22 protein-coding genes are annotated in these 26,067 nt (G+C 65.8%); 15 read left to right on the top strand and 7 right to left on the bottom strand.

What is annotated here, in order from left to right; all coding sequences use genetic code 11:
• Positions 1 to 55 precede the first annotated feature (55 nt).
• On the bottom strand, positions 56 to 2,680 hold the full coding sequence (gene clpB / locus TVC13_RS06895) for an ATP-dependent chaperone ClpB (protein WP_422400482.1): 2,625 nt from the start codon (positions 2,678 to 2,680) through the stop codon (positions 56 to 58).
• A 216-nt stretch (positions 2,681 to 2,896) separates the two neighbouring features.
• A complete protein-coding gene (locus TVC13_RS06890; RefSeq protein WP_422400481.1) occupies positions 2,897 to 3,499 on the bottom strand; it encodes an SRPBCC domain-containing protein in 603 nt (200 codons plus the stop codon).
• Between the two features lie 322 nt (positions 3,500 to 3,821).
• On the opposite strand from TVC13_RS06890, the gene betT reads away from it, so the two are divergent.
• The 5 genes from betT (at position 3,822) to TVC13_RS06865 (ending at position 12,968) form a co-directional block, all read left to right on the top strand.
• Entirely contained in the window at positions 3,822 to 5,930 is a 2,109-nt protein-coding gene (gene betT / locus TVC13_RS06885) for a choline BCCT transporter BetT (protein ID WP_422400480.1), read from the top strand.
• The gene (locus tag TVC13_RS06880) at positions 5,927 to 7,417 is read left to right on the top strand and encodes an aldehyde dehydrogenase family protein (RefSeq protein ID WP_422400479.1); all 1,491 of its coding nucleotides are present in this window, start codon (positions 5,927 to 5,929) and stop codon (positions 7,415 to 7,417) included. The genes betT and TVC13_RS06880 overlap by 4 nt, the downstream gene beginning before the upstream one ends.
• Before the next feature lie 5 nt (positions 7,418 to 7,422).
• Positions 7,423 to 9,036: a GMC family oxidoreductase gene (locus TVC13_RS06875; RefSeq protein WP_422400478.1), complete on the top strand. Its 1,614-nt coding sequence runs from the start codon at positions 7,423 to 7,425 to the stop codon at positions 9,034 to 9,036.
• 136 nt (positions 9,037 to 9,172) lie between these two features.
• Positions 9,173 to 11,107 (top strand): penicillin-binding transpeptidase domain-containing protein, encoded by a 1,935-nt coding sequence (locus TVC13_RS06870; protein ID WP_422400477.1) that lies wholly within the window; start codon positions 9,173 to 9,175, stop codon positions 11,105 to 11,107.
• 67 nt (positions 11,108 to 11,174) lie between these two features.
• The gene (locus tag TVC13_RS06865) at positions 11,175 to 12,968 is read left to right on the top strand and encodes a hypothetical protein (protein ID WP_422400476.1); all 1,794 of its coding nucleotides are present in this window, start codon (positions 11,175 to 11,177) and stop codon (positions 12,966 to 12,968) included.
• Here TVC13_RS06865 and TVC13_RS06860 read toward each other — a convergent pair.
• Positions 12,965 to 13,408: a YccF domain-containing protein gene (locus TVC13_RS06860; RefSeq protein WP_422400475.1), complete on the bottom strand. Its 444-nt coding sequence runs from the start codon at positions 13,406 to 13,408 to the stop codon at positions 12,965 to 12,967. The genes TVC13_RS06865 and TVC13_RS06860 overlap by 4 nt on opposite strands.
• Before the next feature lie 82 nt (positions 13,409 to 13,490).
• On the opposite strand from TVC13_RS06860, the gene TVC13_RS06855 reads away from it, so the two are divergent.
• From TVC13_RS06855 to TVC13_RS06845, 3 genes are read left to right on the top strand one after another with little or no spacing between them, the layout of a single operon-like run.
• Entirely contained in the window at positions 13,491 to 13,961 is a 471-nt protein-coding gene (locus TVC13_RS06855) for a pyridoxamine 5'-phosphate oxidase family protein (RefSeq protein WP_422400474.1), read from the top strand.
• Positions 13,962 to 13,963: 2 nt separating this feature from the next.
• Positions 13,964 to 14,533, top strand: coding sequence for a HutD family protein (locus TVC13_RS06850; protein ID WP_422400473.1), 570 nt, complete (start codon positions 13,964 to 13,966; stop codon positions 14,531 to 14,533).
• A gap of 54 nt (positions 14,534 to 14,587) precedes the next feature.
• A complete protein-coding gene (locus TVC13_RS06845) occupies positions 14,588 to 14,791 on the top strand; it encodes a hypothetical protein (RefSeq protein ID WP_422400472.1) in 204 nt (67 codons plus the stop codon).
• 52 nt (positions 14,792 to 14,843) lie between these two features.
• Here the strand turns inward: TVC13_RS06845 and TVC13_RS06840 are convergent, their stop codons facing one another.
• Positions 14,844 to 16,439 carry a DEAD/DEAH box helicase gene (locus TVC13_RS06840; protein WP_422400471.1) on the bottom strand — a complete coding sequence of 532 codons (1,596 nt, stop codon included), beginning with the start codon at positions 16,437 to 16,439 and terminating at the stop codon, positions 14,844 to 14,846.
• Positions 16,440 to 16,713: 274 nt separating this feature from the next.
• Between TVC13_RS06840 and trmB the strand changes: the two genes are divergently transcribed.
• From trmB to TVC13_RS06805, 7 genes are all read left to right on the top strand, one after another.
• Positions 16,714 to 17,568 carry a tRNA (guanosine(46)-N7)-methyltransferase TrmB gene (gene trmB, locus TVC13_RS06835; protein ID WP_422400470.1) on the top strand — a complete coding sequence of 285 codons (855 nt, stop codon included), beginning with the start codon at positions 16,714 to 16,716 and terminating at the stop codon, positions 17,566 to 17,568.
• Positions 17,569 to 17,704: 136 nt separating this feature from the next.
• Positions 17,705 to 19,333, top strand: a complete 1,629-nt coding sequence (locus tag TVC13_RS06830; protein WP_422400469.1) for an amidohydrolase — start codon at positions 17,705 to 17,707, stop codon at positions 19,331 to 19,333.
• Between the two features lie 67 nt (positions 19,334 to 19,400).
• On the top strand, positions 19,401 to 20,786 hold the full coding sequence (locus TVC13_RS06825) for an APC family permease (RefSeq protein ID WP_422400468.1): 1,386 nt from the start codon (positions 19,401 to 19,403) through the stop codon (positions 20,784 to 20,786).
• 108 nt (positions 20,787 to 20,894) lie between these two features.
• The gene (locus TVC13_RS06820) at positions 20,895 to 21,626 is read left to right on the top strand and encodes a hypothetical protein (protein ID WP_422400467.1); all 732 of its coding nucleotides are present in this window, start codon (positions 20,895 to 20,897) and stop codon (positions 21,624 to 21,626) included.
• On the top strand, positions 21,619 to 21,915 hold the full coding sequence (locus TVC13_RS06815) for a transcriptional regulator (protein ID WP_422400466.1): 297 nt from the start codon (positions 21,619 to 21,621) through the stop codon (positions 21,913 to 21,915). Before TVC13_RS06820 ends, TVC13_RS06815 begins: the two co-directional genes overlap by 8 nt.
• A gap of 37 nt (positions 21,916 to 21,952) precedes the next feature.
• The gene (locus TVC13_RS06810; RefSeq protein WP_422400465.1) at positions 21,953 to 22,909 is read left to right on the top strand and encodes an ABC transporter ATP-binding protein; all 957 of its coding nucleotides are present in this window, start codon (positions 21,953 to 21,955) and stop codon (positions 22,907 to 22,909) included.
• The gene (locus TVC13_RS06805) at positions 22,906 to 23,727 is read left to right on the top strand and encodes an ABC transporter permease (protein ID WP_422400464.1); all 822 of its coding nucleotides are present in this window, start codon (positions 22,906 to 22,908) and stop codon (positions 23,725 to 23,727) included. Before TVC13_RS06810 ends, TVC13_RS06805 begins: the two co-directional genes overlap by 4 nt.
• A 31-nt stretch (positions 23,728 to 23,758) precedes the next feature.
• Here TVC13_RS06805 and TVC13_RS06800 read toward each other — a convergent pair whose 3' ends face one another.
• The 3 genes from TVC13_RS06800 to TVC13_RS06790 form a co-directional block, all read right to left on the bottom strand.
• Entirely contained in the window at positions 23,759 to 24,280 is a 522-nt protein-coding gene (locus TVC13_RS06800) for a heat shock protein transcriptional repressor HspR (protein ID WP_422400485.1), read from the bottom strand.
• A gap of 75 nt (positions 24,281 to 24,355) precedes the next feature.
• Positions 24,356 to 25,348, bottom strand: coding sequence for a DnaJ C-terminal domain-containing protein (locus TVC13_RS06795; RefSeq protein WP_422400463.1), 993 nt, complete (start codon positions 25,346 to 25,348; stop codon positions 24,356 to 24,358).
• 99 nt (positions 25,349 to 25,447) lie between these two features.
• Positions 25,448 to 26,065, bottom strand: a complete 618-nt coding sequence (locus TVC13_RS06790) for a nucleotide exchange factor GrpE (protein WP_422400462.1) — start codon at positions 26,063 to 26,065, stop codon at positions 25,448 to 25,450.
• Positions 26,066 to 26,067: the final 2 nt, after the last annotated feature.

The following is a 26,067-nucleotide window of genomic DNA, read 5'->3' as shown; positions in this document are numbered from 1 at the left end:
CGCCGCCCCCCGCGCCCCCCCCCTTCTTTGCTGCCTGGACCGTCCGGAAGGAAACCTAGCCGACGGGGGCTACAGCCTGGACGCTCAGCCCCGGCTCTGCAAGTTCGTCTCCCATGGCCTCCTGGCGGTCCACCAGCACGGTGTCTCCGTCCGAAATCCGTCCGGCCAGGATTCCCTTGGCCAGCTTGTCGCCGATCTCGCGCTGGACCAGACGGCGCAGCGGACGGGCGCCGTAGGCGGGGTCGTAACCGGTCAGTGCCAGCCATTCCCGCGCAGCGTCTGTGACATCCAGAGTAAGACGGCGGTCCCGCAGGCGCGTGGCCAGCGCCTTGACCTGCAGGTCCACGATCTCGGAGAGTTCCTCCAGGTTCAGCGGATCAAAGAGGATCACGTCGTCCAAGCGGTTCAGGAACTCCGGCTTGAAGTTGGCGTTGACCATGGACATCACCGACTCGCGCTTCTGTTCCTCCGTGAGCCCCGGGTCCACCAGGAACTGCGAACCGAGATTGGAGGTCAGGATCAGGATCACGTTGCGGAAGTCCACGGTGCGGCCCTGCCCGTCGGTGAGCCGACCGTCGTCGAGCACCTGCAGCAGGATGTCGAAAACGTCCGGGTGCGCCTTTTCAACTTCATCGAGCAGGATCACCGAGTACGGGCGACGCCGGACGGCCTCTGTGAGCTGGCCGCCCTCCTCGTAGCCGACGTACCCCGGAGGGGCACCGACAAGGCGGGATACCGTGTGCTTCTCGGCGTATTCACTCATGTCCAGCCGGACCATGGCCCGCTCATCATCGAAGATGAACTCTGCGAGCGCCTTGGCCAGCTCAGTCTTTCCAACACCGGTTGGGCCCAGGAAGAGGAACGAGCCGGTGGGGCGGTCGGGGTCGGACACCCCGGCACGTGAGCGGCGCACAGCGTCTGCGACGGCCTGCACTGCCTTGCGCTGGCCGATCAGCCTCGACCCAATGACGGACTCCATATCCAGCAGCTTCTGGGATTCGCCCTGCAGCATGCGGCCGGCCGGAATACCGGTCCAGGAGGACACCACTTCGGCAATGTCGTCGGCGGTGACTTCTTCTGAGACCATCAGCTCCCGGGCACCGTCGCCGTACTTGTCCTCCTCAGCCTCCTGGGCGGCGTCGAGTTCCTTCTGCATCGCAGGAATCTCGCCGTAGAGGATGCGGGAGGCCTCGGTCAGGTCGCCGTCGCGCTGCGCCTTTTCGGCCAGCGACCGCAGCTCGTCGATGCGGGCCTTGATGTCGCCCACCCGGTTCAGCCCGGCCTTTTCCGCTTCCCACCGGGCGTTCAGCGCGGCAAGCTGTTCCTTCTTGTTCGCCATGTCCTCGCGCAGGACCTCGAGGCGTTCGAGTGAGGCCTCATCCGTTTCACCGCTGATGGCCAGCTCCTCCATGGTGAGCCGGTCGACGGCGCGGCGCAGCTCGTCGATTTCCTCCGGTGCGGAGTCAATCTCCATCCGCAGCCGGGACGCTGCCTCATCCACCAGGTCGATCGCCTTGTCCGGGAGCTGGCGGCCGGTGATGTACCGGTTGGAGAGCGTGGCGGCTGCGACCAGCGCGGAGTCCGCGATGGCCACCTTGTGGTGGGCTTCGTAGCGTTCCTTCAGGCCGCGCAGGATGCCGATGGTGTCCGGAACGCTTGGCTCACCGACGAATACCTGCTGGAACCGGCGTTCCAGCGCGGCGTCCTTTTCGATGTTCTCCCGGTATTCGTTCAGGGTGGTGGCACCAATGAGGCGGAGTTCGCCGCGGGCCAGCATGGGCTTGAGCATGTTGCCGGCGTCCATGGAGCCCTCGGCTGCACCGGCGCCGACGACGGTGTGCAGCTCATCAATGAACGTCACCACCTGGCCCTCGGAATTGGCGATCTCCTCCAGGACGGCCTTGAACCGTTCCTCGAACTCGCCCCGGTACTTGGCTCCGGCAACCATGGACCCCAGGTCCAGGGACAGCAGGGTCTTGCCGCTGAGGCTCTCCGGAACATCCCCGGCAACGATCCGCTGGGCCAGGCCCTCCACCACGGCGGTCTTGCCCACGCCGGGCTCACCAATCAGTACAGGATTGTTCTTGGTGCGCCGGCTCAAAACCTGGATGACGCGGCGGATCTCCGAGTCCCTGCCGATCACCGGGTCCAGCTTGCCGGCACGGGCCATCTCAGTCAGGTCGGTGCTGAACTTCTCCAGCGCCTGGAGGGTATTCTCCGGATCGGCATTGGTCACTTTGCGGTCTCCTCGCACACTCGGAAGGGCACCGGCCAGGACGTCATGGCCGGCATTGTTGTCCCGCAGGGCTCTTCCCGCGGGACCGTTGTCCACCGAGAGAGCCAGCAGCAGGTGCTCGGTGGATACGTAGGCATCACCCAGCTGGGCTGCCTCCTGCTGCGCGGTGTTGATCACCTGCAGCAGCGGCCTCGAAAACTGCGGCTGCTGGACGGAGGAACCAGAGCTGGAGGGCAGGTCATGGATGGCGTTGCTGGCAGCGACGCTAACGGCGTCAGGATTGGCTCCGGCCGCTTTCAGGAGCGCGACTGCAACCCCCTGGCGCTGGTCCATCAGCGCCTTGAGCAGGTGCGCCGGTTCGATCTGGGGATTACCGGCAGTGGTTGCGTTCATGGCCGCAGCCTGGAGCGCTTCCTGGCTCTTGTTGGTGAATTTGGTATCCACGGCGGGCTCCTTCTCAGCTCAGGTAAACCGAACAAGCTCCCGGCGGACTGGCCAGCACCTGCAGAAGCAGGATTCGCCGCTCAGCTGGTCCGGCATCCTGCCGGAGCCCGCTGGGCCTGCTCGCTTCATCCGCTCGTACTCAACTAACTTGAGTGTACTTCACTCAACCCCCGCTGTAAAGTTTTCCACAGGCAATAACCTGCCCCTGACCTGCACTTATTCAGGCCCGGGCAGCGGCGCGTGCTGGCGCTCGAACTCGTCCCGGACACGCTCCCATGCTGCATTGCGTGCCTGATACAGCTCCTGCTCCGCTTCTTCCATCTGCTCCCAGCTGACCATGTTGGGGCTCAGCTCCCTGCCATGGACGTGCGCATCCAACCGGTCCAGGAAGAATTCCCACCCGGGACCGGCAGCCCATGCGGCAACTTCCGGATCGATCACCGCGAACTTCTTGCGGACCGAGGCAAAAAGCAGTTCGACGCGCGTTGAGCCATCCACGTCTGTCAGATGGATCTCCAGCTCGCCTGGGTTGCCGTGCGGCGGCAGCCAGGTGACAGTCAGCATCCGGGGCGGATCGCAGCGCAGGATCATCCCCGTCGCATAACCTTCCAGTTCGTAATCCCCGCCGCGCCGGAGCTCACCCCGCGGCTCCGCGAAGTAGGCGGCGATCCGGGAGGGGTCGGACAGTGCGTTCCAGACCTCACCGATGGGCTGGTTCACGTCCCGCCCAATCACCAGCATGCGCGCGTGCCCGGCCTGGATCTGGCGGAGCCCAAACGAGCGCTCCGTCTCGGATAGCAACACGTCCATTTCCGACATTCCCGCTCCTTCAGCTTGCCGTCATCACGGTCCCAAAGGAGGCTTCCGGATCGATCCAGCGGTCCGGCCGGAGATCCCCCGGAACCGGTAAATGTGAGGTGCACCACGTATTCCGCACCTCCTTGGAGGTTAGCAGGACAGCACCCGCGCAGGACAGGCCCGGAGCATGGCCACCCGAAACAGTGCGGGGATGGCGACCAGCATCCAGGCCCCGGGAATTTGACCGAAGTCACACAAATCAGCCTCCCACAGGGGCACTTGCTAGGCTGAATGCCACGACTAAGGGACCTTACTTTTTATTCGCACAGCCTTGAAGGATGTCATGACCAAGACTGCAGAATCCGAAGCGCCGCCCGCGGCAGTGGAGAAGACCCGGACAAACAGGGTGGTTTTCACCGGCTCGGCCGTGGGAATCACGGCCATCGCACTGTGGGCCATGATCTCCACCGAGTCCGCCGAAGAAGTCATCGGAGCCATGGTTGGCTGGGTCTCCACCAACATGGGCTGGTACTACTTCCTGGTCGTGACCATGGTGGTGGTTTTTGTCCTCGTGATTGCCCTCTCCGGCATCGGCAAGACCAAACTCGGGCCTGATCACTCCAAACCGCAGTTCGGCCTGTTCACCTGGGGCGCGATGCTCTTTGCCGCAGGCATTGGCATTGACCTGATGTTCTTCTCCGTCTCTGAACCGGTCACCCAGTACCTTGCCCCTCCCACCGGCGACGGCTCCACCGCCGAAGCCGCACGCCAGGCCCTGGTGTGGACCCTGTTCCACTACGGCATTACGGGATGGGCCCTTTATGCACTGATGGGACTGGCTCTGGGCTACTTCGCCTACCGCCACAACCTGCCGCTGAGCATCCGCTCGGCTCTCTATCCGATCTTCGGGAAAAAGATCGACGGACCGCTGGGCCACGGCGTGGACATCGCGGCCCTGCTGGGCACAATCTTCGGCATCGCCACCTCACTGGGCATCGGCGTCGTACAGCTGAACTACGGCCTGAGCTTTATGTTCGGGCTGCCGGAGAACCTCAGCGTGCAGATCGCCCTGATTGCCCTCGCGGTGATCATGGCAACCATCTCCGTGGTCTCCGGCGTCGAAAAGGGCATCCGCCGGCTCTCCGAACTCAATGTCATCCTGGCCCTGGGCCTGATGCTCTTTATTCTCATCGCGGGCAAGACCAGCTTCCTGTTCGACGGGATCGTGCAGAACATCGGCGACGTGCTCAGCCGCTTCCCGGGCATGACGCTGGACACCATGGCCTACGACCGGCCGGATGAATGGCTCTCCGGCTGGACTCTATTCTTCTGGGCCTGGTGGATCGCCTGGGCCCCGTTCGTCGGACTCTTCCTGGCACGTATTTCCCGGGGCCGTACCATCCGCCAGTTCGTGCTCGGCGTCATGATCGTGCCCTTCGCCTTCATCCTGCTGTGGATCTCCATCTTCGGCAACAGCGCACTGGAGCTGGTCATGGGAGGCAACGCAGCCTTCGGCGAGGTAGCCATGAACCAGCCGGAGCGGGCCTTCTACGGACTACTGGAACAGTTCCCCTGGCTGCCCGCCACCGCTGCGATCGCCACCTTCACCGGCCTGCTGTTCTATGTGACCTCGGCAGACTCCGGAGCCCTGGTGATGGCCAACTTCACGTCCCACCTCAAGGACGCCGATTCGGACGCCCCGAAATGGATGCGGGTTTTCTGGGCAGTCATCACCGGCGTGCTCACCCTCGCCATGCTGATGGTCGGCGGCGTGACCACCCTGCAGAACGCCACAATCATCATGGGCCTGCCGCTGTCCATTCTGCTGCTGTTCATCATGCTCGGGGTTTACAAGGCCCTGCGGGTGGAGAACTCCCTGGCCGCAAGCTTCCGGGCTTCCCTGCCGAGCATGATCGCCGGCCGCAGCCCGGATCCCCGCGGCGGACGCACCTGGCGCCAGCGCCTGACCCGGGCCATGTCCTACCCCGGACGCCGGCAGGCAGCACGTTTCGTGGAAACCGTGGCCGTTCCGGCCCTGGCCGAAGTCCACGACGAGCTTGAAGCCAAGGGCGCCGACGTCTCGCTCTCCCAGACCGAGGCCGGCAACGGCATCCTCTCCGCTGACCTGACCGTGGGCCTGGGCGAGGAACGCCCGTTCAAGTACCAGGTTTATCCCGTTGAGTACGAGACCCCGTCCTACGCCCTGCGCAGCGCTTCCGCCGAGACGAAGTACTTCCGCACGGAGGTCTTCTCCCTGGAGGGCAGCCACGGCTACGACGTCATGGGTTACACCAAGGACCAGCTGATCACCGACGTCCTGGACCATTACGAACGCCACCTCGAATTCCTGCACCTCAACCGAGAGATGCCCGGAAACACCGCAATCACCGAAGACCCAGTTGTCAAAGACAACTGGGACGCCGACTTTGTCGGCGGGGAGGAGAAACGATGAGTACACCGGCAACACTTTTCATCGACGGGGCCTGGGTGCCCGCATCCGACGGCGGTACCCGCGAAATCCGCAACCCCGCCGACGGCGAACTGGTCGCCGTCGTTTCCGAAGCAACTGCACTGGACACGGAAAAGGCCATTGCCTCCGCCCGCTCGGCGTTTGACCGCGGCGAGTGGGCGGCCGTTCCGGCCCCGGAACGCGGCGACTTCCTGCTCCGGGTCGCAGCCGAGCTGAAGGCACGCAAGGCCGAGTTCGCCCGTGCCGAGACACTGGACACGGGCAAGCGGCTGTCCGAGAGCGAAATCGACATGGACGACATCGCCGCCTGCTTCACGTACTTCGGCAAAATCGCCGGCCAGAACGCCGGCCGGATCGTGGACGCCGGGAACCCCGACGTCGTCTCCCGAATTGAGTACGAGCCCGTCGGCGTGTGCGGGCTGATCGCACCCTGGAACTACCCGCTGCTGCAGGCTGCCTGGAAGATCGCCCCCGCTCTGGCGGCCGGCTGCACCTTTGTGCTCAAGCCCTCCGAGCTGACACCGTCCACCTCCATCCTGATGATGCGGGTCCTGGAAGACCTCGGGCTTCCCCGCGGCACGGCCAACCTGGTGCTCGGTGCCGGCGCCGTCGCCGGAGCGCCGTTGGCGGAATCGCCCGACGTCGATCTGGTCTCCTTCACCGGCGGAGTCGCCACGGGCAAGACCATTGCCGCAGCCGCGGCAGGCACGGTCAAGAAGGTCGCGCTGGAGCTGGGCGGCAAGAACCCCAACGTCGTCTTCGCCGACGCCGACTTCGACGCCGCCCTGGACAACGCACTGAACGCAGCCTTCGTCCACTCCGGACAGGTCTGCTCCGCCGGTGCCCGGCTGATCGTCGAAGAGCCGATCGCGGAGCGCTTCGTGAACGAGCTGGTCCGCCGCGCCGAACAAATCCGCATGGGCGGGCCGTTCGATGAAAACGCGGAAACCGGACCGCTGATCTCCGCCGCACACCGGGACAAGGTCACCGCCTACGTCAAAAACGCAGTGGCTGAAGGAGCCCGCGTCCGCTGCGGCGGCACCTGGGGAACCGGCGAGCTGGAAAAGGGCTACTACTACGCCCCCACCGTCCTGGACAATATCCAGCGCGGAAGCTCCGCACTCCTGGAAGAAGCCTTCGGCCCGGTAGTCACCGTTGAAACCTTCAACGGTGAAGACGAAGCCGTAGCCCTCGCCAATGACACCGCCTACGGTCTCGCCGGAGCCGTCTGGTCCGCTGACGCCGGCAAGACCCAGCGCGTCGCCCGCCGCCTGCGCCACGGCACCATCTGGATCAATGACTTCCACCCCTATCTCCCGCAGGCCGAATGGGGCGGCTTCGGGATCTCCGGTGTCGGCCGGGAACTCGGCCCTACCGGGCTGGGCGAGTACCAGGAAGCCAAGCACATCTACCAGAACATCAACCCCCAGGTAACCGGCTGGTTCAACGACCACGGAAAGGTCAACTAAGTTTCATGACTGATCTGCACAAACGCGAGTTCGACTACATCGTCATTGGCGGCGGCTCCGCCGGAGCGGCCGTCGCCTCCCGGCTCAGCGAAGACCCGTCCCTCGAAGTAGCCCTGGTCGAGGCCGGCCCGGATGACCGTGGCCTGGAGGAAATCCTGCAGCTGGACCGCTGGATGGAGCTGCTGGAATCCGGCTACGACTGGGACTACCAGATCGAGCCCCAGGAGAACGGCAACTCCTTTATGCGCCAGGCCCGGGCCAAGGTGATGGGCGGATGCTCCAGCCACAACTCCTGCATCGCTTTCTGGGCGCCGCGGGAGGACATCGATGAATGGGAATCCCGTTTCGGCGCCGAGGGCTGGAACTCGGCGATGGCGTTCCGCCTGTTCAAGCAGCTGGAAAAGAACGAAGACGCCGGCCCGGATGCGCCGCACCACGGGGACAGCGGTCCGGTGCACCTGATGAACATCCCGCCGAATGACCCCTGCGGCGTGGCACTGCTGGACGCCTGCGAGCAGGCCGGGATCCCGCGTGTGAAGTTCAATACCGGTGAAACCGTGATCAACGGGGCGAACTTCTTCCAGATCAACCGGCGTGCGGACGGCACCCGCTCGTCCTCGTCCGTCTCCTACATCCACCCGATCATGGAACGGCCCAACTTCACGCTGCTGACAGGCCTGCGTGCCCGTGAACTGAAGTTCGACGAAAACAACCGCTGCACCGGCGTCGACGTGGTGGACGGACAGTTCGCCCGCACCCACGCGCTCACGGCCCGCACCGAGGTGATCCTCTCCGCGGGGGCGATCGATTCGCCCAAGCTCCTGATGCTCTCCGGCATCGGTCCGGCCGCACACCTGGCGCAGCACGGCATCGACGTCCGGGTGGATTCCCCCGGTGTGGGTGAAAACCTGCAGGATCATCCGGAGGGAGTCATCCAGTGGGAAGCGAAGCAGCCGATGCCGGAAACCTCCACGCAGTGGTGGGAGATCGGCATCTTCACCCCCACGGAAGAGGGGCTTGACCGCCCGGACCTCATGTTCCACTACGGTTCGGTCCCGTTCGATATGCACACTCTCCGGCACGGTTACCCCACCACCGAGAACGGCTTCTGCCTCACCCCGAACGTCACCCATGCGCGCTCCCGCGGCACCGTGCGGCTGCGCAGCCGGGACTTCCGCGACAAGCCGATGGTTGACCCGCGGTACTTCACCGACCCGCATGACATGCGCGTGATGGTCTACGGCATCAAAAAGGCCCGCGAGATCGTCGCGTCCCCGGCGATGGCCGAGTGGGCGGGCCGTGAGCTCTACCCGGGACCGGACGTGCAGACGGACGAGGAGATCACCGAGTACATCAGGAAAACGCACAACACGGTCTATCACCCGGCCGGCACGGTGCGGATGGGAGCAGCCGACGACGCCATGTCGCCGCTGGATCCGCAACTGCGGGTCAAGGGTGTCACCGGACTGCGCGTCGCGGACGCCTCGGTCATGCCGGAGCTGACCACGGTGAATCCGAACATCACCACCATGATGATCGGTGAACGCTGCGCCGAACTTGTGCGGCAGGACCGCCCCGGCGCGGGCGCTGCTGCCACTGCGGAGACCGCCGCAGTGTAACTGCGCGTAACCAACCCCCGAGGGGGGGGCGGGGGGCGGGGCGCCCCCCCCCCCCGCGCGGCGGGCGGGGGCGGGCCGGCCGCCCCCCCCCGCTTCTTGTACCGGCTTTTTCGACCTGCGCCGGTACTGTGGGCGCATGGGGAAACACCGCTGGCTCGCGTCTGTCCTGTCCGTCGCTGTCCTGGGATTGTCGCTGAGCGCCTGCTCGGCGGACGGCCCGACACCCGAAGAAGCAGCACAGACCCTCGCGGACGGACTGGCTGAACTGGACGTCTCGGGCAGCACGTTCCTGGACTCCACCACGGAGGAAGCCAACTCCCTTCTCACGGACTGGACCTCCGGCATGGCGCCGCTGAAACCCGCCGTCAGCGTCGCCTCGGTCGAGGAAACCGGCGACGGTGAGGCAGTGGCCACCCTGAACTACGTCTGGGACGTGAACGCCTCGGAGAACGACTACAGCTACGAAACCACGGTGGCACTGCAGCGCAGTGACGATGAGGACTGGCAGGTTCGCCTCACCTCCACGGCGGTGCATCCGGAGCTTGCGCCCGACGACTCCCTGCTGCTTGAAACGGGGGCACCCCAGCGAGGGGACATCCTCGGAGCAGGAGGCCAGGTGCTGGTCACGGACCGGCCGGTGTGGCGGGTCGGGATCGACAAGACCCGCATCCCGGAGGCACAGCTGGAAACCTCCGCCGCAGCCCTGGCATCGTTCCTGGAACTGGACCCCGCTCCCTTCGTCGAGCAGGTGAAGGCCGCCGGCCCGGAGGCCTTTGTTGAAGCCATAACGCTGCGCCAGGATGCTGTCAGCCCGCCGCCCGTCTTCCAGGAAGAGATCGCTGCGATTTCAGGCGCTGCTGCACTGTCCTCCACCCTGTCCCTCGCACCAACACGAACTTTCGCCCGGGCACTGCTCGGCTCCGCCGGGGAAGCGACAGCAGAACTGATCGAAAAGTCCGAAGGCAGGCTCTCCCCCGGTGACATCACCGGGCTCTCCGGGCTGCAGCGGGAATATGACGAACTGCTGCGCGGCGCTGATTTTGTGAGCGTCCGGACTGTCGCAGCTGATGGGACCCGTTCTGCACCGCTCTTCGAAGAAGCCGGAGAACGCGGCGAACTGCGCACCACGCTGGACGCCGGCATGCAGACGCTCGCTGAATCAGTGCTGGAGGACGAGCCCTCCGCTTCCGCCCTTGTTGCCATCCAGCCTTCCACCGGCAATGTGCTGGCCGTGGCCAACGGACCAGGCAGCGAGGGACAGCAGACGGCCCTGCTGGGACAGTATGCACCCGGCTCCACCTTCAAGCTCGCCACCACCCTGGCGATGCTCCGCTCCGGAACGACGGCTCAGAGCACCGTCTCCTGCCCGGCGGAACTGAACGTGGACGGGCGCAGTTTCAATAACGCCAGCACCTACCCCGGCAATTTCCTGGGCGAAATTCCGCTGATCCAGGCTTTCGCCCAGTCCTGTAACACTGCCTTCATCAACGCCCGCGGAGAGATCCCGCAGTCGGCCCTGGCCGACGCCGCGCTGAGCCTGGGCATTGGAGTGGAATCACCGATCGGCACGGGCGCCTACTTCGGTTCAGTTCCGGACACGGCGGAAGGCACCGCGCATGCTGCCTCCATGATCGGACAGGGCCAGGTACTCGTCTCCCCGTTCGCGCTGGCCGTCGCTGCCGCTTCCATTGGAAACGGCAGCCTCGTTTCCCCCGTGCTTGTCGAGCAGGCAGACCAGGCCGCGGCGCCGTCGGCTTCTGCCTCCCCGTCCACCGCGGGCGGAAAGCCGTTGACCACTGAGGAGGCCGCGGCGCTGCGGGAAATGATGCGTGCCGTGGTGACCGACGGCGGCGTCCAGCTGCTGGGATCCGTGCCGGGTGAGCCTGTGATCGCCAAGACCGGCACGGCGGAGTTTGGCAGTGATGTTCCGCCGCGCACCCATGCCTGGGTGGTGGCCCTGCAGGGCGACCTCGCCGTGGCCCTGTTCATCGAAGAAGGCGAACTCGGTTCCACCTCCGGCGGGCCCGTGATGAAAGCGTTCCTGGACGGCCTGTCCGGAATTGGCCAATAGGCTCCGCACAGCCGCACTTCGGGGCTTCCCTGTGCCCTTTTCCCCGGCGCGCAGCTAGCCTTCCCGCATGGGGAAGAACCGCCTGACCGCTGCCATCCTGGCCGTCTCGTTACTGGGCCTCCCGCTGGCGGGATGCTCTCCTGAAGAGCGCCCGGGCCCGGAGGAATCCGTTGCGTCATTGGCCGACGGGCTGTCCCGTCTGGATGTCACCGGAAACGAGTTTGCCGGGTCAACCGTCGAGGCCGTGAACGGAATGCTGGACTACGAGGTCTCCGGCATGAACATCAGGCCTTCCGTGACGGTCTCCAAAATCGAGGAGGTCTCCTCCAATGAGGCGGTTGCCACCCTGAAGTACGTGTGGGACGTCAACGCGTCACCGGAGGACTACAGCTACGAGACCACCGTGACCCTGGAACGGGGTCCGGACAGCGGCTGGGAAACCCGGTTCCGGTCCACCACCGTGCATCCTGATCTGCTCCCGGGGCAGCGGCTGGTTCGCAAGGCCAGCCCGCCGCCCCGTGCGGATATTCTCGGCGCCGGCGGATCGGTGCTGATGCGGCACTGGCCGGTGTGGCGCGTAGGCCTGGATAAGTCGGTGCTGGCTGAGCGTGAGTACGCTTCCTCCGTCTTTTACCTTTCCCTCTATCTGGGACTGGATGCGGACGCGTTGGCAGCGAAGCTCCAGGCGGCCGGGCCGGATGCGTTCGTCGAAGTCGTAACCGTGCGGCAGGACAAGGTATCACCGGCGTTCGAAACCGACATAGCCACCATTCCGGGCGCCGCAGCCCTTCCGGAAAGACGCGTACTGGGCCCAAATCCCGGCTTCGCAGCGGAGCTGCTGGGGACGGTGGGCCCGGCGAGTGAAGAGATGGCCGCAGACGGACCGCTTGCGCCCGGAGACCTGGCCGGCCTGTCCGGGCTGCAGCTTGAGTACGACCGGCAGCTGCGCGGCTCGGACGCGGTAACCGTTCGTGTGATGGGCGCAGATAACACCCTTTCCCCGCCTCTTTTCGAGGCTCCATCGGAACCCGGCACTGCACTGCAGACCACCCTTGACCTGCGGGTCCAGTCCCAGGCAGAAGCCGTCCTTCCGGGGGAACCCGGCGCTGCGCTGGTAGCGGTGCAGCCGTCCACCGGCAACGTCCTGGCGGTGGCCAATGCTCCCGGAGGCAAGGGCACCCAGACCGCCCTGCTGGGTGAATACTCCCTGGGCAGTTCGTTCCAGCCGGTCACCGAACTGGCCCGGCTCCGTTCCGCTGAGGCCGGGGCAGGAACGGAAGACGGCGGCGTTCCGGCCGGATTGGCCTCTGCTGCCCAAAGCCTGGGGCTGGGGGTTGCTGCCGGCCTGGGAACCCAGGCATTCTACGGCGGCGTGCCGGACGGTTCCGATGATGCCGCGGCGGCTGCAGCAGTCGACGGTCCTGGCACTGTGCTCGCTTCTCCTTTTGCCGCGGCAGCCGCCGCGGCGTCGGTGGCGAGGGGCGAGCGGGTCTCTCCCGTGCTGGTCCTTAACCCGGCTGACGAGCAGGATTCCGGGAACGGGGAAACGGAGTCAGCCGCGCCGCCGCCGGATGAGGAGGACGTCCCGGCGCTAACCCCCGATGAGGCAGAGGAACTGCGTTCCGCGCTGCGCGCCAACGTTGCCGGGGGACGCGCGGATGAGGGCCTTCAGGTGCTGGGCTCCGTGACCGGCAAACCCGTCCTGGCAGCGGCGGGCATTGCGGGATCCGGCGGAGCGAAGCCCAACAGTGCCTGGGTGACGGTCATTCAGGGTGACCTCGCGGTCGCCGTCTTCCTGCCGGGCGCCGGCGCGGATCCCGCTTCCGTGGCGGCAGCCTTCCTGGAAGGGCTGGCAGGCTAGCGGTAGGACGGACCCGGGTACGTTCCATACGGGGCGTTCCGGCTGTACGGCACCAGACCGGGACCCGACGTCGGCACAATCCGCTTGCCCAGCGGGGTCAGCGAGATAGGGATCATCTTCAGGTTCGCGATGCCCAGCGGAATTCCGATAATGCTCAGGAACATGGGAATGGCCGTGGCGATGTGCCCAAAGGCGATCCAGATACCGGCGACGATCACCCAAATGACGTTCCCCAGGGTGGCCATCACTCCGGTGCCCCGGCCGTTGTCCACTACGGTGCGGCCAAAGGGCCAGAGGGCGTAGGACGCGATCCGGAAAGACGCGATGCCGAACGGAATGGTCACGATCAGCAGGCAGCACACAATGCCGGCAACAACGTAGCCAAGAGCCAGCCAGATGCCGCCGAACAGTAGCCAGATGACGTTCAGGATTGCCTTCATGAGCCCATTGTTCTCCATTTGGCCTGCGGAGTCACGGCTGGCTGCTTACCGGCCCGGCTGCGGTTATGCCTAGACTGGGGACATGCCGCCAACCAATGATGCAGGGGTACCCGTCGAACTCGGATCCAGTGACTGCTGGGAATACATCCGCCAGGCCTCCGTGGGACGGCTGGCGGTGGTGGTGGACGGACATCCGGAGATCTTCCCCATCAACTTCGCCGTGGACCACGGATCTCTCGTCTTCCGCACCGCTGAGGGGACCAAGCTCTCCGCAGCCCTGGACGATTCCGCTGTGGCCTTTGAAGTCGACGGCTATGACGACCGGCTCGGCTATGCCTGGAGCGTCGTTGTAAAGGGCACTGCGTCCCGGCTGGAGTCCATCGAAGATGTCCTGGACTCCGCAGAGCTGGAGCTCTTCCCCTGGCAGGCCGGGGAGAAGAACCACTTCATCCGGATCGTCCCCGCAGAGACCACCGGCCGGCGTTTTTTGATCAGCAACGCCGCACGCCGGCACGTCCTCGACGCGCGCCGCCGCCAGGCGCTCATCGAATAGGCATGGCAGCTGCCCTGATGCGGTTCGCATCCCTTCCGTCCCGGTCCTGGGGCTCGAATTCCGGCCGCGCCAAGGACCTGGCCACCGGACCGGCCGGCCCTTCGGGCAGCCCGGGCTGGCGGCTGTCCGCCGCGACCATCGAGAAGTCCGGACCGTTCACGTCTTTCGAGGGCCTTGACCGGATCACCGTCCCGGTGGAGGGCGAACTGCTAATCCTGAATGTGGACGGCACCGAGCACGCCATGGAACGGCTCCGCCCGCTGCGCTATCCCGGCGACGTACCGGTTCAGGCCTCGCTGCCCACCGGTGAGGTGACGGTACTGAATACCTTCGTGGACCGGAACAGCTACGGAGCCGCCGTCATGGTGGTGGAACTGTCGAAGAAGAATCCGCCCTCCCTTGGCCCCGACCAGTTCCTGGTCCTCCTCCAGGGCTCTGCCAAAGCCGTGCTCGAGGGCGGAAGCCGAACCGAAGACCTGGATCTGCTGGACACAGTTGCCGGCGGCGACGACCGCCCCCAGGTGCTCGGCCGCGGCTTCGCCGCCGTCGTCAGTTTCTATCCCCTGGACTGAGCGGAAATCCCGGAGGGCTGGGCCACAGAGCTCACGGATGCCTAGCATCGAGGCATGAGCACATCACCGACGTCGCTGAACGAGCTGCCCCGGATCGGGGCACCGGCTTCCCGCGGGCTGGGAGCGGCGGGGTACACCACGCTCCGCCAGCTCGCCGGAGTCCCGCGCGGGGAACTCGCCCAGCTGCACGGTGTGGGGCCGAAAGCCCTGGACCTTATTGAAGCCGCATTGAACGAGCACGGGCTCGGCCTGACATGACACCAAAGGCCCTGCACCCGAAACGGGTACAGGGCCTTTGCTACGCGTTTGGTTAGCGGCCGCGGCGTTCGTTCGATGCCGGTGCCGTTGCGCGGCGGGGCCCAGCCGAGCGGGCCGGACGGCCGCTGCCTGCCGGGGCTGCCGAGCGGGTGCCGCCGGAGCGGTGCGTGCCGGTTGCTGCCACGTCTCCGGCGCGCTGGCCGGTGGCGGGACGGCGGTTGCGGCCCTGCGAAGTGGCTGCGGCAGCCGATCCGCGGCGGCCCTCGGGGCTGCGCTGGGCGCGGGGAGCGTCAGCGGATGCCGTGCGCTCGGCCGAGACGCGTCCACGGCCGCCTGCACCGCCGCGTCCGCCGGCACGGGTACCGGTACCGGAACGGGCTGCGCGCTTGCGCTGGGCATTGGCGCCGGTGGAGCGTCCTGCACCCTGCTGCGGGGACTTCGCGGCCAGCTGGGCTGCACGGACGTGCGGCTCCACTACGGCTGCGCGCTCACCGATGAGCTTGGCGATGGATGGGGAGTTGTGTGAGACCTTCTCGATCGAGACGTCGACGCCGGCAGCCTTCATCAGCTTGGACACCTCGCCCTTCTGCTCGGGCAGGGTCACCGTAACAACGGTTCCGTCCGAACCGGCACGCGCGGTGCGGCCGGAGCGGTGCAGGTATGCCTTGTGCTCCGTCGGCGGGTCAATGTGGACAACCAGCTCGACGTCGTTCACGTGGACACCCCGGGCGGCTACGTCGGTGGCGACGAGGACGCGGACGTCGCCGGAGGCGAACTCGGCCAGGTTCCGGTCACGGGCATTCTGCGAAAGGTTGCCGTGCAGGTCGACGGTGGGGATGCCGCTGTCCGTGAGGAACTTGGCCATCTTCCGGGCGTGGTGCTTGGTGCGCATGAACATGATGCGGCGGCCCTGGCCGGACGCCAGTTCCTTCACCAGCAGCTTCTTGGCCGTCTGGTCCTGGACCAGCAGCACGTGGTGTTCCATGGTGGACACCGCTGCCTGCGGCTCGTCCACGGAGTGGGTCAGCGGGTTGGACAGGTAGCGGCGGACCAGCTTGTCCACGCCGTTGTCCAGGGTGGCGGAGAAGAGCATGCGCTGGCCCTTTTCCGGGGTGCGGTCCAGCAGGCGCTGCACTACGGGGAGGAAGCCGAGGTCCGCCATGTGGTCGGCCTCGTCCAGCACGGTGATTTCAACTGACTCAAGGCTGATGACCTTCTGCTTCATCAGGTCCTCAAGGCGGCCCGGGCAGGCGATGACAATGTCGACGCCGGCGCCGAGTGCCTTTTCCTGGCGCTGCTGGGAAACGCCGCCGTAGATCACGGTGGTGTTCAGGCCCAGCTCGGCGGCCAGCGGCTCGATGACGTTGTTGATCTGGGTGGCCAGTTCACGGGTCGGTGCCAGCACCAGGCCCAGCGGGCGGTTCGGCCGGCGGCGGTAAGCTGCCTCGGCTTCAGCCAGGCGGGTGACCAGCGGCAGTGAAAAGGCCAGCGTCTTGCCGGAACCGGTGCGTCCGCGGCCCAGGACATCCCGGCCCTTGAGGGTGTCAGGGAGGGTCTCCACCTGGATGGGGAACGGTTCTGCGATTCCCTGGGCGGAGAGGTTTGAAACAAGTGCCTTGGGTACGCCAAGGGCAGCAAAAGTGGTCATGAAAAGACAGGCAACTTTCGGTAAGTGGCCCCCTATGCCGTGTGGCGCAGAGGGTTCGCCGAAGAAAAGTCAGACAGTGTCCACCGCCCCGTAACTAACGGGCGGGACAAAAGAAAGCGTTCATCGACGCAGGTTGCGCTGCTTACACACGCGGCTTTTAGGCGCGGCAGTCGCAACAACTTGCCCCAGTTTACCGGATCAGCGCCAGTTACCTAATTAGGGCCGCTTATTCCGGACACGGTGGCGTGCCCGGACACGGTTAGCATTAACAGTGATGACTACTGACCCAGCCCTGCCCGTTTCCGACGCTGCCGACGGGTCCGAGAGCCCGGATGCCGTGCATTTCCGGGCCCCGGTGTCCTTTGTCCGCAGGGGTTCACGCCTGCAGGGACGCCGCCAGCAGGCCTGGGATGAGCTCTCGGATGTCTTCGTCATTGACGTTCCGCGTGTGCATTCGGACACCTCGGTGGACCCGGACTATGTGTTCGACGCCGAAGCGGCTTTCGGTCGCAAGGCTCCCCTCGTCGTCGAAATCGGTTCCGGCCTGGGCGAAGCCATTACCCATGCCGCGGAGCAGAACCCGGAGAAGAACTTCCTTGCCGTCGAGGTGTACCTGCCCGGCCTGGCTCAGACCCTGCAGCGCATCGGTCAGAAAAACCTGACGAATGTGCGCGTGGTGCAGGCCAATGCCCCCGAGGTCCTCACCACCATGCTTCCGGCAGGCTCCGTTGATGAGCTGTGGGTTTTCTTCCCCGACCCGTGGCACAAGACGCGCCATCACAAGCGCCGCATGGTCAAGGACACCTTCGCCGAACTCGCGGCCCGTGCGCTGGTTCCCGGCGGCCTCTGGCGGCTGGCGACCGACTGGTCCGACTATGCCGTCCAGATGCGCGAAGTCCTGGATGCCTCCCCCGCCTTCGAGAGCCTGCACCCCGGCGAGCGCGCCGGTGCGGAAAGCCCGCTGACTAAGGTCCGCACCCAGGGCCTGGAAGGCAAGGAAGCCAGCGACGACCCCGACACCCTGGGTGGCTGGGCGCCGCGCTTCGAAGGCCGGACCCTCACCAGCTTCGAGAACAAGGCGCACCAGGCCGGCCGGCTCATCTTTGACCTGACTTACCGGCGACTCTGACGGTCTCCCGAATCCGAACCCCGCGCTGCCAGCTGGCGCGGGGTTTCGTCGTTTACAGGGCGCCAAACGACGGAAACCTGACGAAATAGTTTGAAAAAAACATCTAAACGAAACATGGGCGGACTAGGTTTCTGCCATGACGGCAGATCTCATCATCCACAACGCCCTGGTCCGCACCATGGAGCACGCTTCGCCTGAAGAGGCCGGGGCCGGCCCCGGACCCACCGCCGTGGCGGTCACCGGGGACCGGATCACCGCGGCAGGCTCCGATGCGGAAGTGCTGGCCCTCGCAGGCCCGGATACCCGGGTCATCGACGCCGGCGGCGCGGCACTGGTCCCCGGGCTCATCGACTCCCACATGCACCCAATCTGGGGCATCGAACTGACCCGCGGCGTTGACCTGTACGGCTTGGACTTCGAGGGCGTCCGTTCGGCACTGGCCCGGGAGGCCGACCAGCTGCCGGAAGGGGCCTGGGTCTGTGCCTGGAACCTTGACCACAACATCTTCGACACGCCGATGCGCGGAGATGTCTTCGACGACGTCCTCGGCGGCCGCCCGCTCGCCGTCGTGCTTTATGACCTCCACACCGGGCTGGGCAACCCGGCCGCGCTGGCAGCCGCCGGAATCACCGGCGACGAAACATTCGACGACGCGAGCCTGGTGGTCCTGGACGAGGACGGCGTGCCCACCGGCGAGCTCCGTGAAATCCCCGCCTACCTGCTGCTGCTCGACGCCGTTCCCCCGATCCCGCAGGCCGAGTACATCGCCCGCCTGCGTGACCTCTTTGCCACGCTGAATTCCGCGGGTATCACCTCCGCCGTCGTGATGGACGGCCGGGACAAGCATCTGGACCTGCTTGCCGAAATGGAACAGGACGGGGACCTCTCCGTGCAGCTGCACATCGCCATGTGGCACCAGCCCGGCGATGGCGATGACCGGGTCGAGAAGATCATCTCCCAGCTGGGACGCAGCGGCCGCGGGTACCGGGTTCAGCTGATCAAGATGTTCCTGGACGGCGTGATCGAGTCCGGAACCGCCTGGCTGAACGAACCGGACACCTGCGGCACCGGCACCCACTCCTTCTGGAAAGACCTGGACCGGTATGAGGAAGTCACCGGCCGGTACATCGAGGCCGGCTACCAGATCGCCACGCACTCTGTGGGCGACGCCGGAGTTGGACAGATCCTGGAGGCCTACAAGCGTGTGGGCACGGCCTCACCCGGGGGTGCGCCCAACCGGATTGAACATCTGGAAGTCCTGACCGACGCGGACATTTCGAACCTGGCGGAGACCGGCGTCGTCGCTTCGATGCAGCCGCTGCACATGCAGTGGCGGGCCGGCGACGGCAGCGACGCCTGGGCCTCCCGGCTCGGCCCGCACCGCTCACACCACGGGGCGTTCCGGGTCAGGGACGTGCTTGCGGCAGGCGGCCGCGTTGCCCTGGGCTCCGACTGGCCCGTGGCTCAGTACGACCCGCGGCTGGGCATGGCCTGGGCGCGGCTGCGCCGCACACCGGGCAGACCCGGCGCACCGGTTTTTGAGCCTGGCCAGCGGCTCACCGGCTACGAAGCGCTGCTTGGCTACACCCGCTGGGCCGCCGAAGCACTGGGCCGTCATGACCTGGGCGTCATTCGGACCGGCGCCAAAGCAAACCTGGTGCTCTTTGCCGAAGATCCGGCGGAGACCGAAGGCGATGCCCTCCCCGAGCTGCCGGTGCTGCTGACGATAGTGGACGGAAAACCTGTCCATTCCGCTCTGGCGTAGTTCGGACTGCCTCACTACTCTCTTCCTCCCCTGCCAGTTTCCTGGCCCCCACAGAAACGGAAATCGGATGGCAAATCCCCAAACCGCACCGGCGGGAATCCGTAAACCACAGCTCAAGCGCACCCTGGGACTTCCCTCGGTTGTGTTTTTCGGACTCGCCTACATGGTGCCGCTGACGGTGTTCACCACCTACGGCATCGTCACCGAGCTCACCAGCGGACACCTTCCCGCCGCCTACGTGGTGACCATGGTCGCCATGATCTTCACCGCGGTCGCCTACGCGAACATGGTCCGGGCCTACCCCGTTGCGGGAAGCGCGTACACCTACGTACAGCAGTCCTTTGGTGCCTCCACGGGTTTCCTGGCCGGCTGGGCGCTGCTCCTGGACTACCTGTTCCTGCCGATGCTCAACTACATGGTCATCGGGATCTACATGGGAGTCGCCTTCCCCGCCATCCCCGCCTGGATCTGGGTGGTCGCTGCCATCGCCGTCGTCACCACCTTCAACGTCATCGGCATCCGGCTGGTAGCCAGCGCCAACATGATCCTGATCGCCGCCCAGGCCGTGTTCATCGGCGTGTTCCTGGTGATGTCACTGGGCACCTACGCCGGCTACGCCGAGCCGATCAGCCCGCTGGCACCGTTCTACAGCGACGGCTTTGACGCGAGCACCATTTTCGCCGGTGCCGCGATCCTCTGCCTGTCTTTCCTGGGCTTCGACGCCGTCTCCACCCTGGCCGAGGAAACCCGGGATCCGCGCCGGATCATTCCGCGCGCCATCCTGCTGTGCACCGTGCTTTCCGGATCCATCTACCTGGGTCTGTCCTGGCTGGGCCACGTCGCCTTTCCGGACTGGATGTCCTTCACGGACCCCGACTCCGCGGCCGTTGACGTCATGGTCCATGTTGGCGGCAGCTTCCTGAGCACGTTCTTCACCGCTGCGTACGTAGCCGGGTGCATCGCCTCCGCTATGGCCTCCCAGGTTTCCGTGTCCCGGATCCTGCTCTCCATGGGCCGGGACGGCACGCTGCCCCGGGGACTCTTCGGACGAATCCACCCGCGCTTCAAGACCCCCTATTCGGCGTCCCTCATTGTCGGCGCCGTCTCCCTGGTGGCCCTGGTGCTTAGCCTGGAACTGGCCTCCTCGATGATCAGCTTCGGCGCCCTGATCGCCTTCACCTTCGTGAACCTGTCCGTCATCAAGCACTACGCCGTCGACAACGGCCGGCGCGCCGGGATGGACGCCGTGAAGTACATTGTGGTGCCCCTGATCGGTGTGGCCCTGTGCCTGTGGCTGTGGACGTCGCTCTCCGCCACAACCTTCGTGGTGGGGCTTATCTGGGTGGGGCTGGGCCTGCTGCACCTGATCTACCTGACCCGGCTGTTCCGGCGCCCGACGCCGACCCTGGACTTCAGCGAGACAACTGAAGTACCGGAAGAGTCCCGGAACTAGAAACAGGAAACCCGCGTCGAACAGGGGAGCTGGTGCCGCGGCACCGGCTCCCCTGTTTTTTGTTGGCACCTCTTGCCAACATCAGGTTTGTACCGCAAACTACTTTGCATGAACGAGAATTCCTTCCGCAACGGCCGGTCTGACGCCGCCGCACCGGGTTCATCCGCGGCAACCACAGAGTCCGTCAGCGGAACAAACAGCCAGGCCCCGGCCGAGGCCATGGACCTGCACGCCGCGCTGAGCGTGGTCCAGGACGCAGAGCGTTCTGCCCGTCGGACCCTCGACGGAAACACCGCGCTGGTTTACCTGCTCTGGGGCCTTGCCTGGATCATTGGCTACGGTTCGCTGTGGGGAGCCCAGCAGGGATGGCTGCCCCTCGAACCGGCCTCCGCACTGATCGTCATGGCCACTGCCCTTGCTGCGGCCACCGTGTCCACTGTTGTCATCTTCACCCGCAGCAGCCGGGGCATTCGGGGACAGTCCGCTTTCCAGGGACGGATGTATGGGGCTGCCTGGGCCCTGGGGTTCACTGTCGTGGGTACCCTTAGCGCCGTGATCAGCAGGGCGGTTGATGACTTCTGGCTCCGCGGACTACTGATCAACTCGATCGCTGTCCTCGTTGTGGGGCTCCTGTACATCACTGGTGGTGCTGCCTTTAATGACCGAGCACAGTCCTACCTGGGGATCTGGCTCCTGGTTGTTACCACGGCCGCACTGGTTTCGGGACCGGCTCATTTCCTGGCCGTCTTCCTCTTCCTGGGTGCCACGGGCCTCCTGGCCGGTGCTGGTGTGGAATACCTGCGTAACCGCAGGCACAGGAAAGGACCGGCCCGTGCCTGAACTTGATCCGGTCATCCATGCCGAGTCCCGGCTGCGGACTCTGACGACACTCAATGAAGTGGGCGAGAACAACCAAATCGCCTTTACCAAACTGCAAAAAATGCTGGAAATGACCGCCGGAAACCTCTCCACGCACCTGCGGAAACTTGAAACCGCCGGCTATGTGGAGGTCACCAAGACCATCGAGGGCCGAACGCCCGCCACCTACGTCGGCATCACTCCGGAGGGAAAAGCAGCCTACGCCCTTTACCGCAGGAACCTCCACGACCTGCTCTCCGGCCTCACCTAGCCCAAAGCGCCACCAACGCCCTCAGGAGCTACCTGCCATGACCATTCCTTCCCCTCCCCTCCCCGACGTCCTGGCCCGTGCCTGCGGTGTCTGCAAGAGCTACGGCCCTGTGACAGCCCTGGACGGCATCGACTTCGCCGTCACGGCAGGAGAAACGGTAGGTCTGCTGGGCCCAAACGGTGCGGGCAAATCAACCCTGCTGAACCTGCTCAGCGGACTCCGGCAACCTGACTCCGGGCGTGTCGAACTGTTTGGGCGCGATCCGCGGAGCCCGCTGGCCCGCCAGCTGCTGGGAACCACACCGCAGGCGACGTCGGTTCCGGCCACCCTGCGGGTGCGCGAAACCGTGGACTTCGTCGGCTCGCACTACGCGGACCCGGTGCCCACAGGTGAACTGCTGGACGGGTTCGGGCTGGGACCGGCAGCCAACAAGCAGTGCGGCGGGCTTTCGGGCGGACAGCAGCGGCGCCTCCTGGTGGCCCTGGCCCTGGTGGGCCGGCCCCGCCTGGTGATCCTGGATGAGCCCACCACCGGACTGGACGTCGAAGCGCGGGAGAACCTCTGGGAGCGTCTGGCGGACTACCGTGCCGGGGGCGGAACACTGCTGATCACCAGCCATTACCTGGACGAAATCCAGACCCTGGCCAGCCGTGTGGTGGTGATCAACGGCGGGGCCGTGGTCGCAGACGGGCAGGTGGATGAGATCCGCAGCCGGGTCAGCGTCAGCCGGGTCTCCTTCCACACCGCGCGTCCGGCGTCGTTCTTCGAAGCCCTGCCGGAGACAGTCTCAGTGAGCCTGTCCCCCTCTGGTGCCACCACGGTCCTCACGCACGACGCCGATGCCACCGTGCGGACGCTGGTGCGCCGGGAGGTGGATTTCCGCGGACTCGAAGTGCACGCCGCGAGCCTGGAAGAAGCATTCATTTCCCTCACCCACTCCGGGGCTGCACCGGCCCCGGACACCCGCAGCATGGACAGGAAGGCAGCACGATGAGCAGCACCGCAGCGGTTCCCCACAGCACGCCTGTTCCGGCGAACAAGCCGCTTTTCACCCTGATCCGGATCCACACCCGCGCCCAGGTCCTGGAGCAGCTGCGGATTCCGGTGGCGGTGCTGTCCTCTACCGTCTTCCCCACTCTGGCACTGGTGTTCTTTGTGCTGCCGCAGACGGCGGTGACCTCCGACCCCCAGGCGTCGCTGATGTCGATCGCCCAGCTGGCGGTCTTCGGGGTGATGAGCGCGTTCCTGTTCAACTACGGGATCGGCGTGGCGGAGGAGCGGGCTAATCCCTGGAGCAGCTACGTGCGCACGCTGCCGGTCGGGGCTTTCCCCGCGACGGTGGCACGTGCGGTGACTGCCATGATGTTCGCCTTCTTCGCGCTGATCCCGGTGCTGGTGGTGGGGGCCACCACCACGGCAGGGCTGCAGCTGTACACGGACGGCACCCTGTCCTGGTGGCGGATACCGGCCTCGGTTGTGGTGTGGCTGCTGTGCGGGCTGCCGTTCCTGTTCCTGGGACTGCTCATTGGCTACCTGTGCACGTCCAAGGTGGCGATTGCGGTGACGCAGGTGGTCTTCTTTCCACTGGCCTTCGCCGGCGGAATGATGCTGCCTCCGGCCATCTTCTCTCCCGGCCTGAACACCTTTTCGCAGTTCCTGCCGTCCCGGGCAGCCCGCGACATTTCAGTTTCGGCGCTCTCCGGTGAGGATCTGGCAGCGACGTCGGTTCTCTGCTTCCTGGCGTGGACCGTACTGCTCTGCGCGGGAGCTGTGTGGGCCAACCGGAGGGACCAGGGACGCCGCTTCCGCTAGACCCGCAGACGCAGGCCTGCGCTGGAGAGCGCTAGTTGGCGCGGAAGAAATCGCTGCGGTCTGCGGTGTAGCCAAGTTCGGTTTCCACTGCGGCTCCTTTGCCGGCGGGCAGCGCCATCACCCGGCGGCTGCGGGCCACGAGGGATGCCAGTCCGGTGCGTGCCGGCGCCTTGGAGGCAGGGGGACGCTGTCCGCGGGTGAGCGTGACGACATCCCCGGCCAGGCCGGCTGCGAACACACGTCCCATGTCGGAGCTGCGCTGCTGGATCTGGTCCAGTTCGGCGGAGAGCTGGTTCACCCGTTCACGCAGTCCGCTCACCTGCTGCTGCAGCTGCATGATGCGCTTGATGCCCTCGAGGGAGACGCCCTCCTGGGAGAGCCGCTGCACCTCCCGCAGCATCTCGATGTCCCGCTGGGAGTACCGGCGGGAGCGGCCCGGAGCCCGGCTGGGGCTGACGATGCCCAGCCGGTCGTACTGCCGCAGGGTCTGCGGATGCATGTCGGCAAGCTCTGCGGCAACCGAGATCACGAAGATCGGCGCATTGACGTCTATGCCCACTGCCCTCTCCTTCGTTCCTTGGGTGTTCTCGTTATAGTAGCTGCGCCCCGGCGGGACAGGGCTGAGGCCCTACAGGCGTGCCTTGGCAGCCAGGCCCGCCCGCGGGTCTTCGCCCTTGGTCGCCTCCGCGAAGGCTTCCACGGCGGCCTTGGCATCCTTGTTCAGGTGGGAGGGAACCGCAACATCGACTGTCACCAGCAGATCCCCGTTGCCCTTGGAGGTATGTACCCCGCGCCCCTTGACCCGCAGTGTGCGTCCGGACGGCGTGCCGGCCGGGACCTTCAGCTTCACCTTGTCCGCGGTGAGTGTGGGCACCTCGATGGTGGCCCCCAGCGCGGCTTCGGGGAACGTGATGGGAACATGGATGCGGATGTTGTTGCCGTCGCGGACAAAGAAGTCGTGCGGGGTAACGTGCACGGTGACCATCAGGTCCCCGTTGCCGGCGGCGCCGGGCATGCCCTTGCCGCGCACCCTGATCCGCTGCCCGTCCTTGACCCCTGCAGGGACGCGGACTTCAACTACTTCACCGCTGGGCTCGCGCAGCCCGATCACGGTTCCGTTGATGGAGCCCGCAAAGGAGATGGTGGTGCTGGCCGTGCGGTCCGCACCTTTCTGGGGCGGAGCGGAGCCGAAGCCGCCGCCGCCGCCAAAACCGCCGCCGCCGAACAGATCGGCGAACTCCGGCGGGATGTTGCTGCCGCCGGTGCTGTACGTGGTGCGGCGCGAACGTCCGGACGGCTGGCCGAACAGGCCGCCGAAGATGTCCTCGAATCCGGCACCGGCACCGCCGGCGGGGCCGCCGCCGCCAGCCGAGAACCGGGCACCGCTGCCCATGGCACGGATGGCGTCGTACTGCTGGCGTTCCTCGGCGTCGGAAAGCACCGAGTAGGCCTCGGAGACGTCCTTGAACATCTTCTCCGCGGACGGATCATTCTGGTTCTGGTCCGGGTGGTATTTGCGGGCGAGCTTCCGGTACGACTTCTTGATGTCGGCGTCGGAAGCGTCCTTGGGAACACCCAGAATCTTGTAGAAATCCTTGTCGACCCAATCCTGGCTAGCCAATTGGTGTCCCCTTCCTGTGTCTTGCATAAACAACGCTTAAACCGGCTCCGATGCGGAGCCGCCAGGGACCGCCGAAGCGGCGGTCCCTGGCGTAAAGTGCTACTGCTCCGGAACGGAGACGATCACCTGTGCCGCACGCAGCACCCTCTCGTTCGCCTTGTAGCCGGTGCGCAGGATCTGCGTAACGGCGTCGAAGGTGACGTCAGGGCTCTGCTGCTGGATCAGTGCTTCGTGGACGTTCGGGTCGAACTCCACGCCGGTCTCGTCGATCCGGGTCAGGCCGTAGCCCTTGAGCGTGTTTTCCAGCTTTACCGCGATCGAGGCGAAGGGCCCCTCCGCGAGGTCGCCGTGCTGGCGTGCTGCCTCGATGTCATCCAGGACGGGCAGAAGGGAATTGAGCATTCCGATCACTGCCATTTCCCGGGCGACGTCGCGGTCACGTTCCACACGGCGGCGGTAGTTCACGTACTCTGCCTGCAGCCGAAGCAGGTCGTTGCGCAGTTCCTCCGCTTCGGGGGATCCCGCAGCTGCCGGTGCCTCGGCGCCGGCGCTGTTCAGGATTTCCTCAGCCTGGGACAGTGCATCGCCCTCGGCGCCGTCCTCCGCGGCGGGCTGGCCGCCCGCCTCGGAGGATCCTGCCTGCTGTGACTGGGGGTCCAGGTTTTCCTCCGGCTCGTTGCCGGGAGTCTGGTTTCCGTTGGTGTCCTCAGCAGCCATGG

This window comes from Arthrobacter sp. 3Tela_A (assembly GCF_049311025.1).
Taxonomy (GTDB): domain Bacteria; phylum Actinomycetota; class Actinomycetes; order Actinomycetales; family Micrococcaceae; genus Arthrobacter_B.
This window is presented reverse-complemented; position numbering and strand designations above follow the sequence as displayed.

Coding starts and splice junctions, on each gene's coding strand:
- TVC13_RS06890 (WP_422400481.1), bottom strand. CDS start 3,499: ATGTCGGAAATGGACGTGTTGCTATCCGAGACGGAGCGCTCGTTTGGG.
- betT (WP_422400480.1), top strand. CDS start 3,822: ATGACCAAGACTGCAGAATCCGAAGCGCCGCCCGCGGCAGTGGAGAAG.
- TVC13_RS06880 (WP_422400479.1), top strand. CDS start 5,927: ATGAGTACACCGGCAACACTTTTCATCGACGGGGCCTGGGTGCCCGCA.
- TVC13_RS06875 (WP_422400478.1), top strand. CDS start 7,423: ATGACTGATCTGCACAAACGCGAGTTCGACTACATCGTCATTGGCGGC.
- TVC13_RS06870 (WP_422400477.1), top strand. CDS start 9,173: ATGGGGAAACACCGCTGGCTCGCGTCTGTCCTGTCCGTCGCTGTCCTG.
- TVC13_RS06865 (WP_422400476.1), top strand. CDS start 11,175: ATGGGGAAGAACCGCCTGACCGCTGCCATCCTGGCCGTCTCGTTACTG.
- TVC13_RS06860 (WP_422400475.1), bottom strand. CDS start 13,408: ATGAAGGCAATCCTGAACGTCATCTGGCTACTGTTCGGCGGCATCTGG.
- TVC13_RS06855 (WP_422400474.1), top strand. CDS start 13,491: ATGCCGCCAACCAATGATGCAGGGGTACCCGTCGAACTCGGATCCAGT.
- TVC13_RS06850 (WP_422400473.1), top strand. CDS start 13,964: ATGGCAGCTGCCCTGATGCGGTTCGCATCCCTTCCGTCCCGGTCCTGG.
- TVC13_RS06845 (WP_422400472.1), top strand. CDS start 14,588: ATGAGCACATCACCGACGTCGCTGAACGAGCTGCCCCGGATCGGGGCA.
- TVC13_RS06840 (WP_422400471.1), bottom strand. CDS start 16,439: ATGACCACTTTTGCTGCCCTTGGCGTACCCAAGGCACTTGTTTCAAAC.
- trmB (WP_422400470.1), top strand. CDS start 16,714: ATGACTACTGACCCAGCCCTGCCCGTTTCCGACGCTGCCGACGGGTCC.
- TVC13_RS06830 (WP_422400469.1), top strand. CDS start 17,705: ATGACGGCAGATCTCATCATCCACAACGCCCTGGTCCGCACCATGGAG.
- TVC13_RS06825 (WP_422400468.1), top strand. CDS start 19,401: ATGGCAAATCCCCAAACCGCACCGGCGGGAATCCGTAAACCACAGCTC.
- TVC13_RS06820 (WP_422400467.1), top strand. CDS start 20,895: ATGAACGAGAATTCCTTCCGCAACGGCCGGTCTGACGCCGCCGCACCG.
- TVC13_RS06810 (WP_422400465.1), top strand. CDS start 21,953: ATGACCATTCCTTCCCCTCCCCTCCCCGACGTCCTGGCCCGTGCCTGC.
- TVC13_RS06805 (WP_422400464.1), top strand. CDS start 22,906: ATGAGCAGCACCGCAGCGGTTCCCCACAGCACGCCTGTTCCGGCGAAC.
- TVC13_RS06790 (WP_422400462.1), bottom strand. CDS start 26,065: ATGGCTGCTGAGGACACCAACGGAAACCAGACTCCCGGCAACGAGCCG.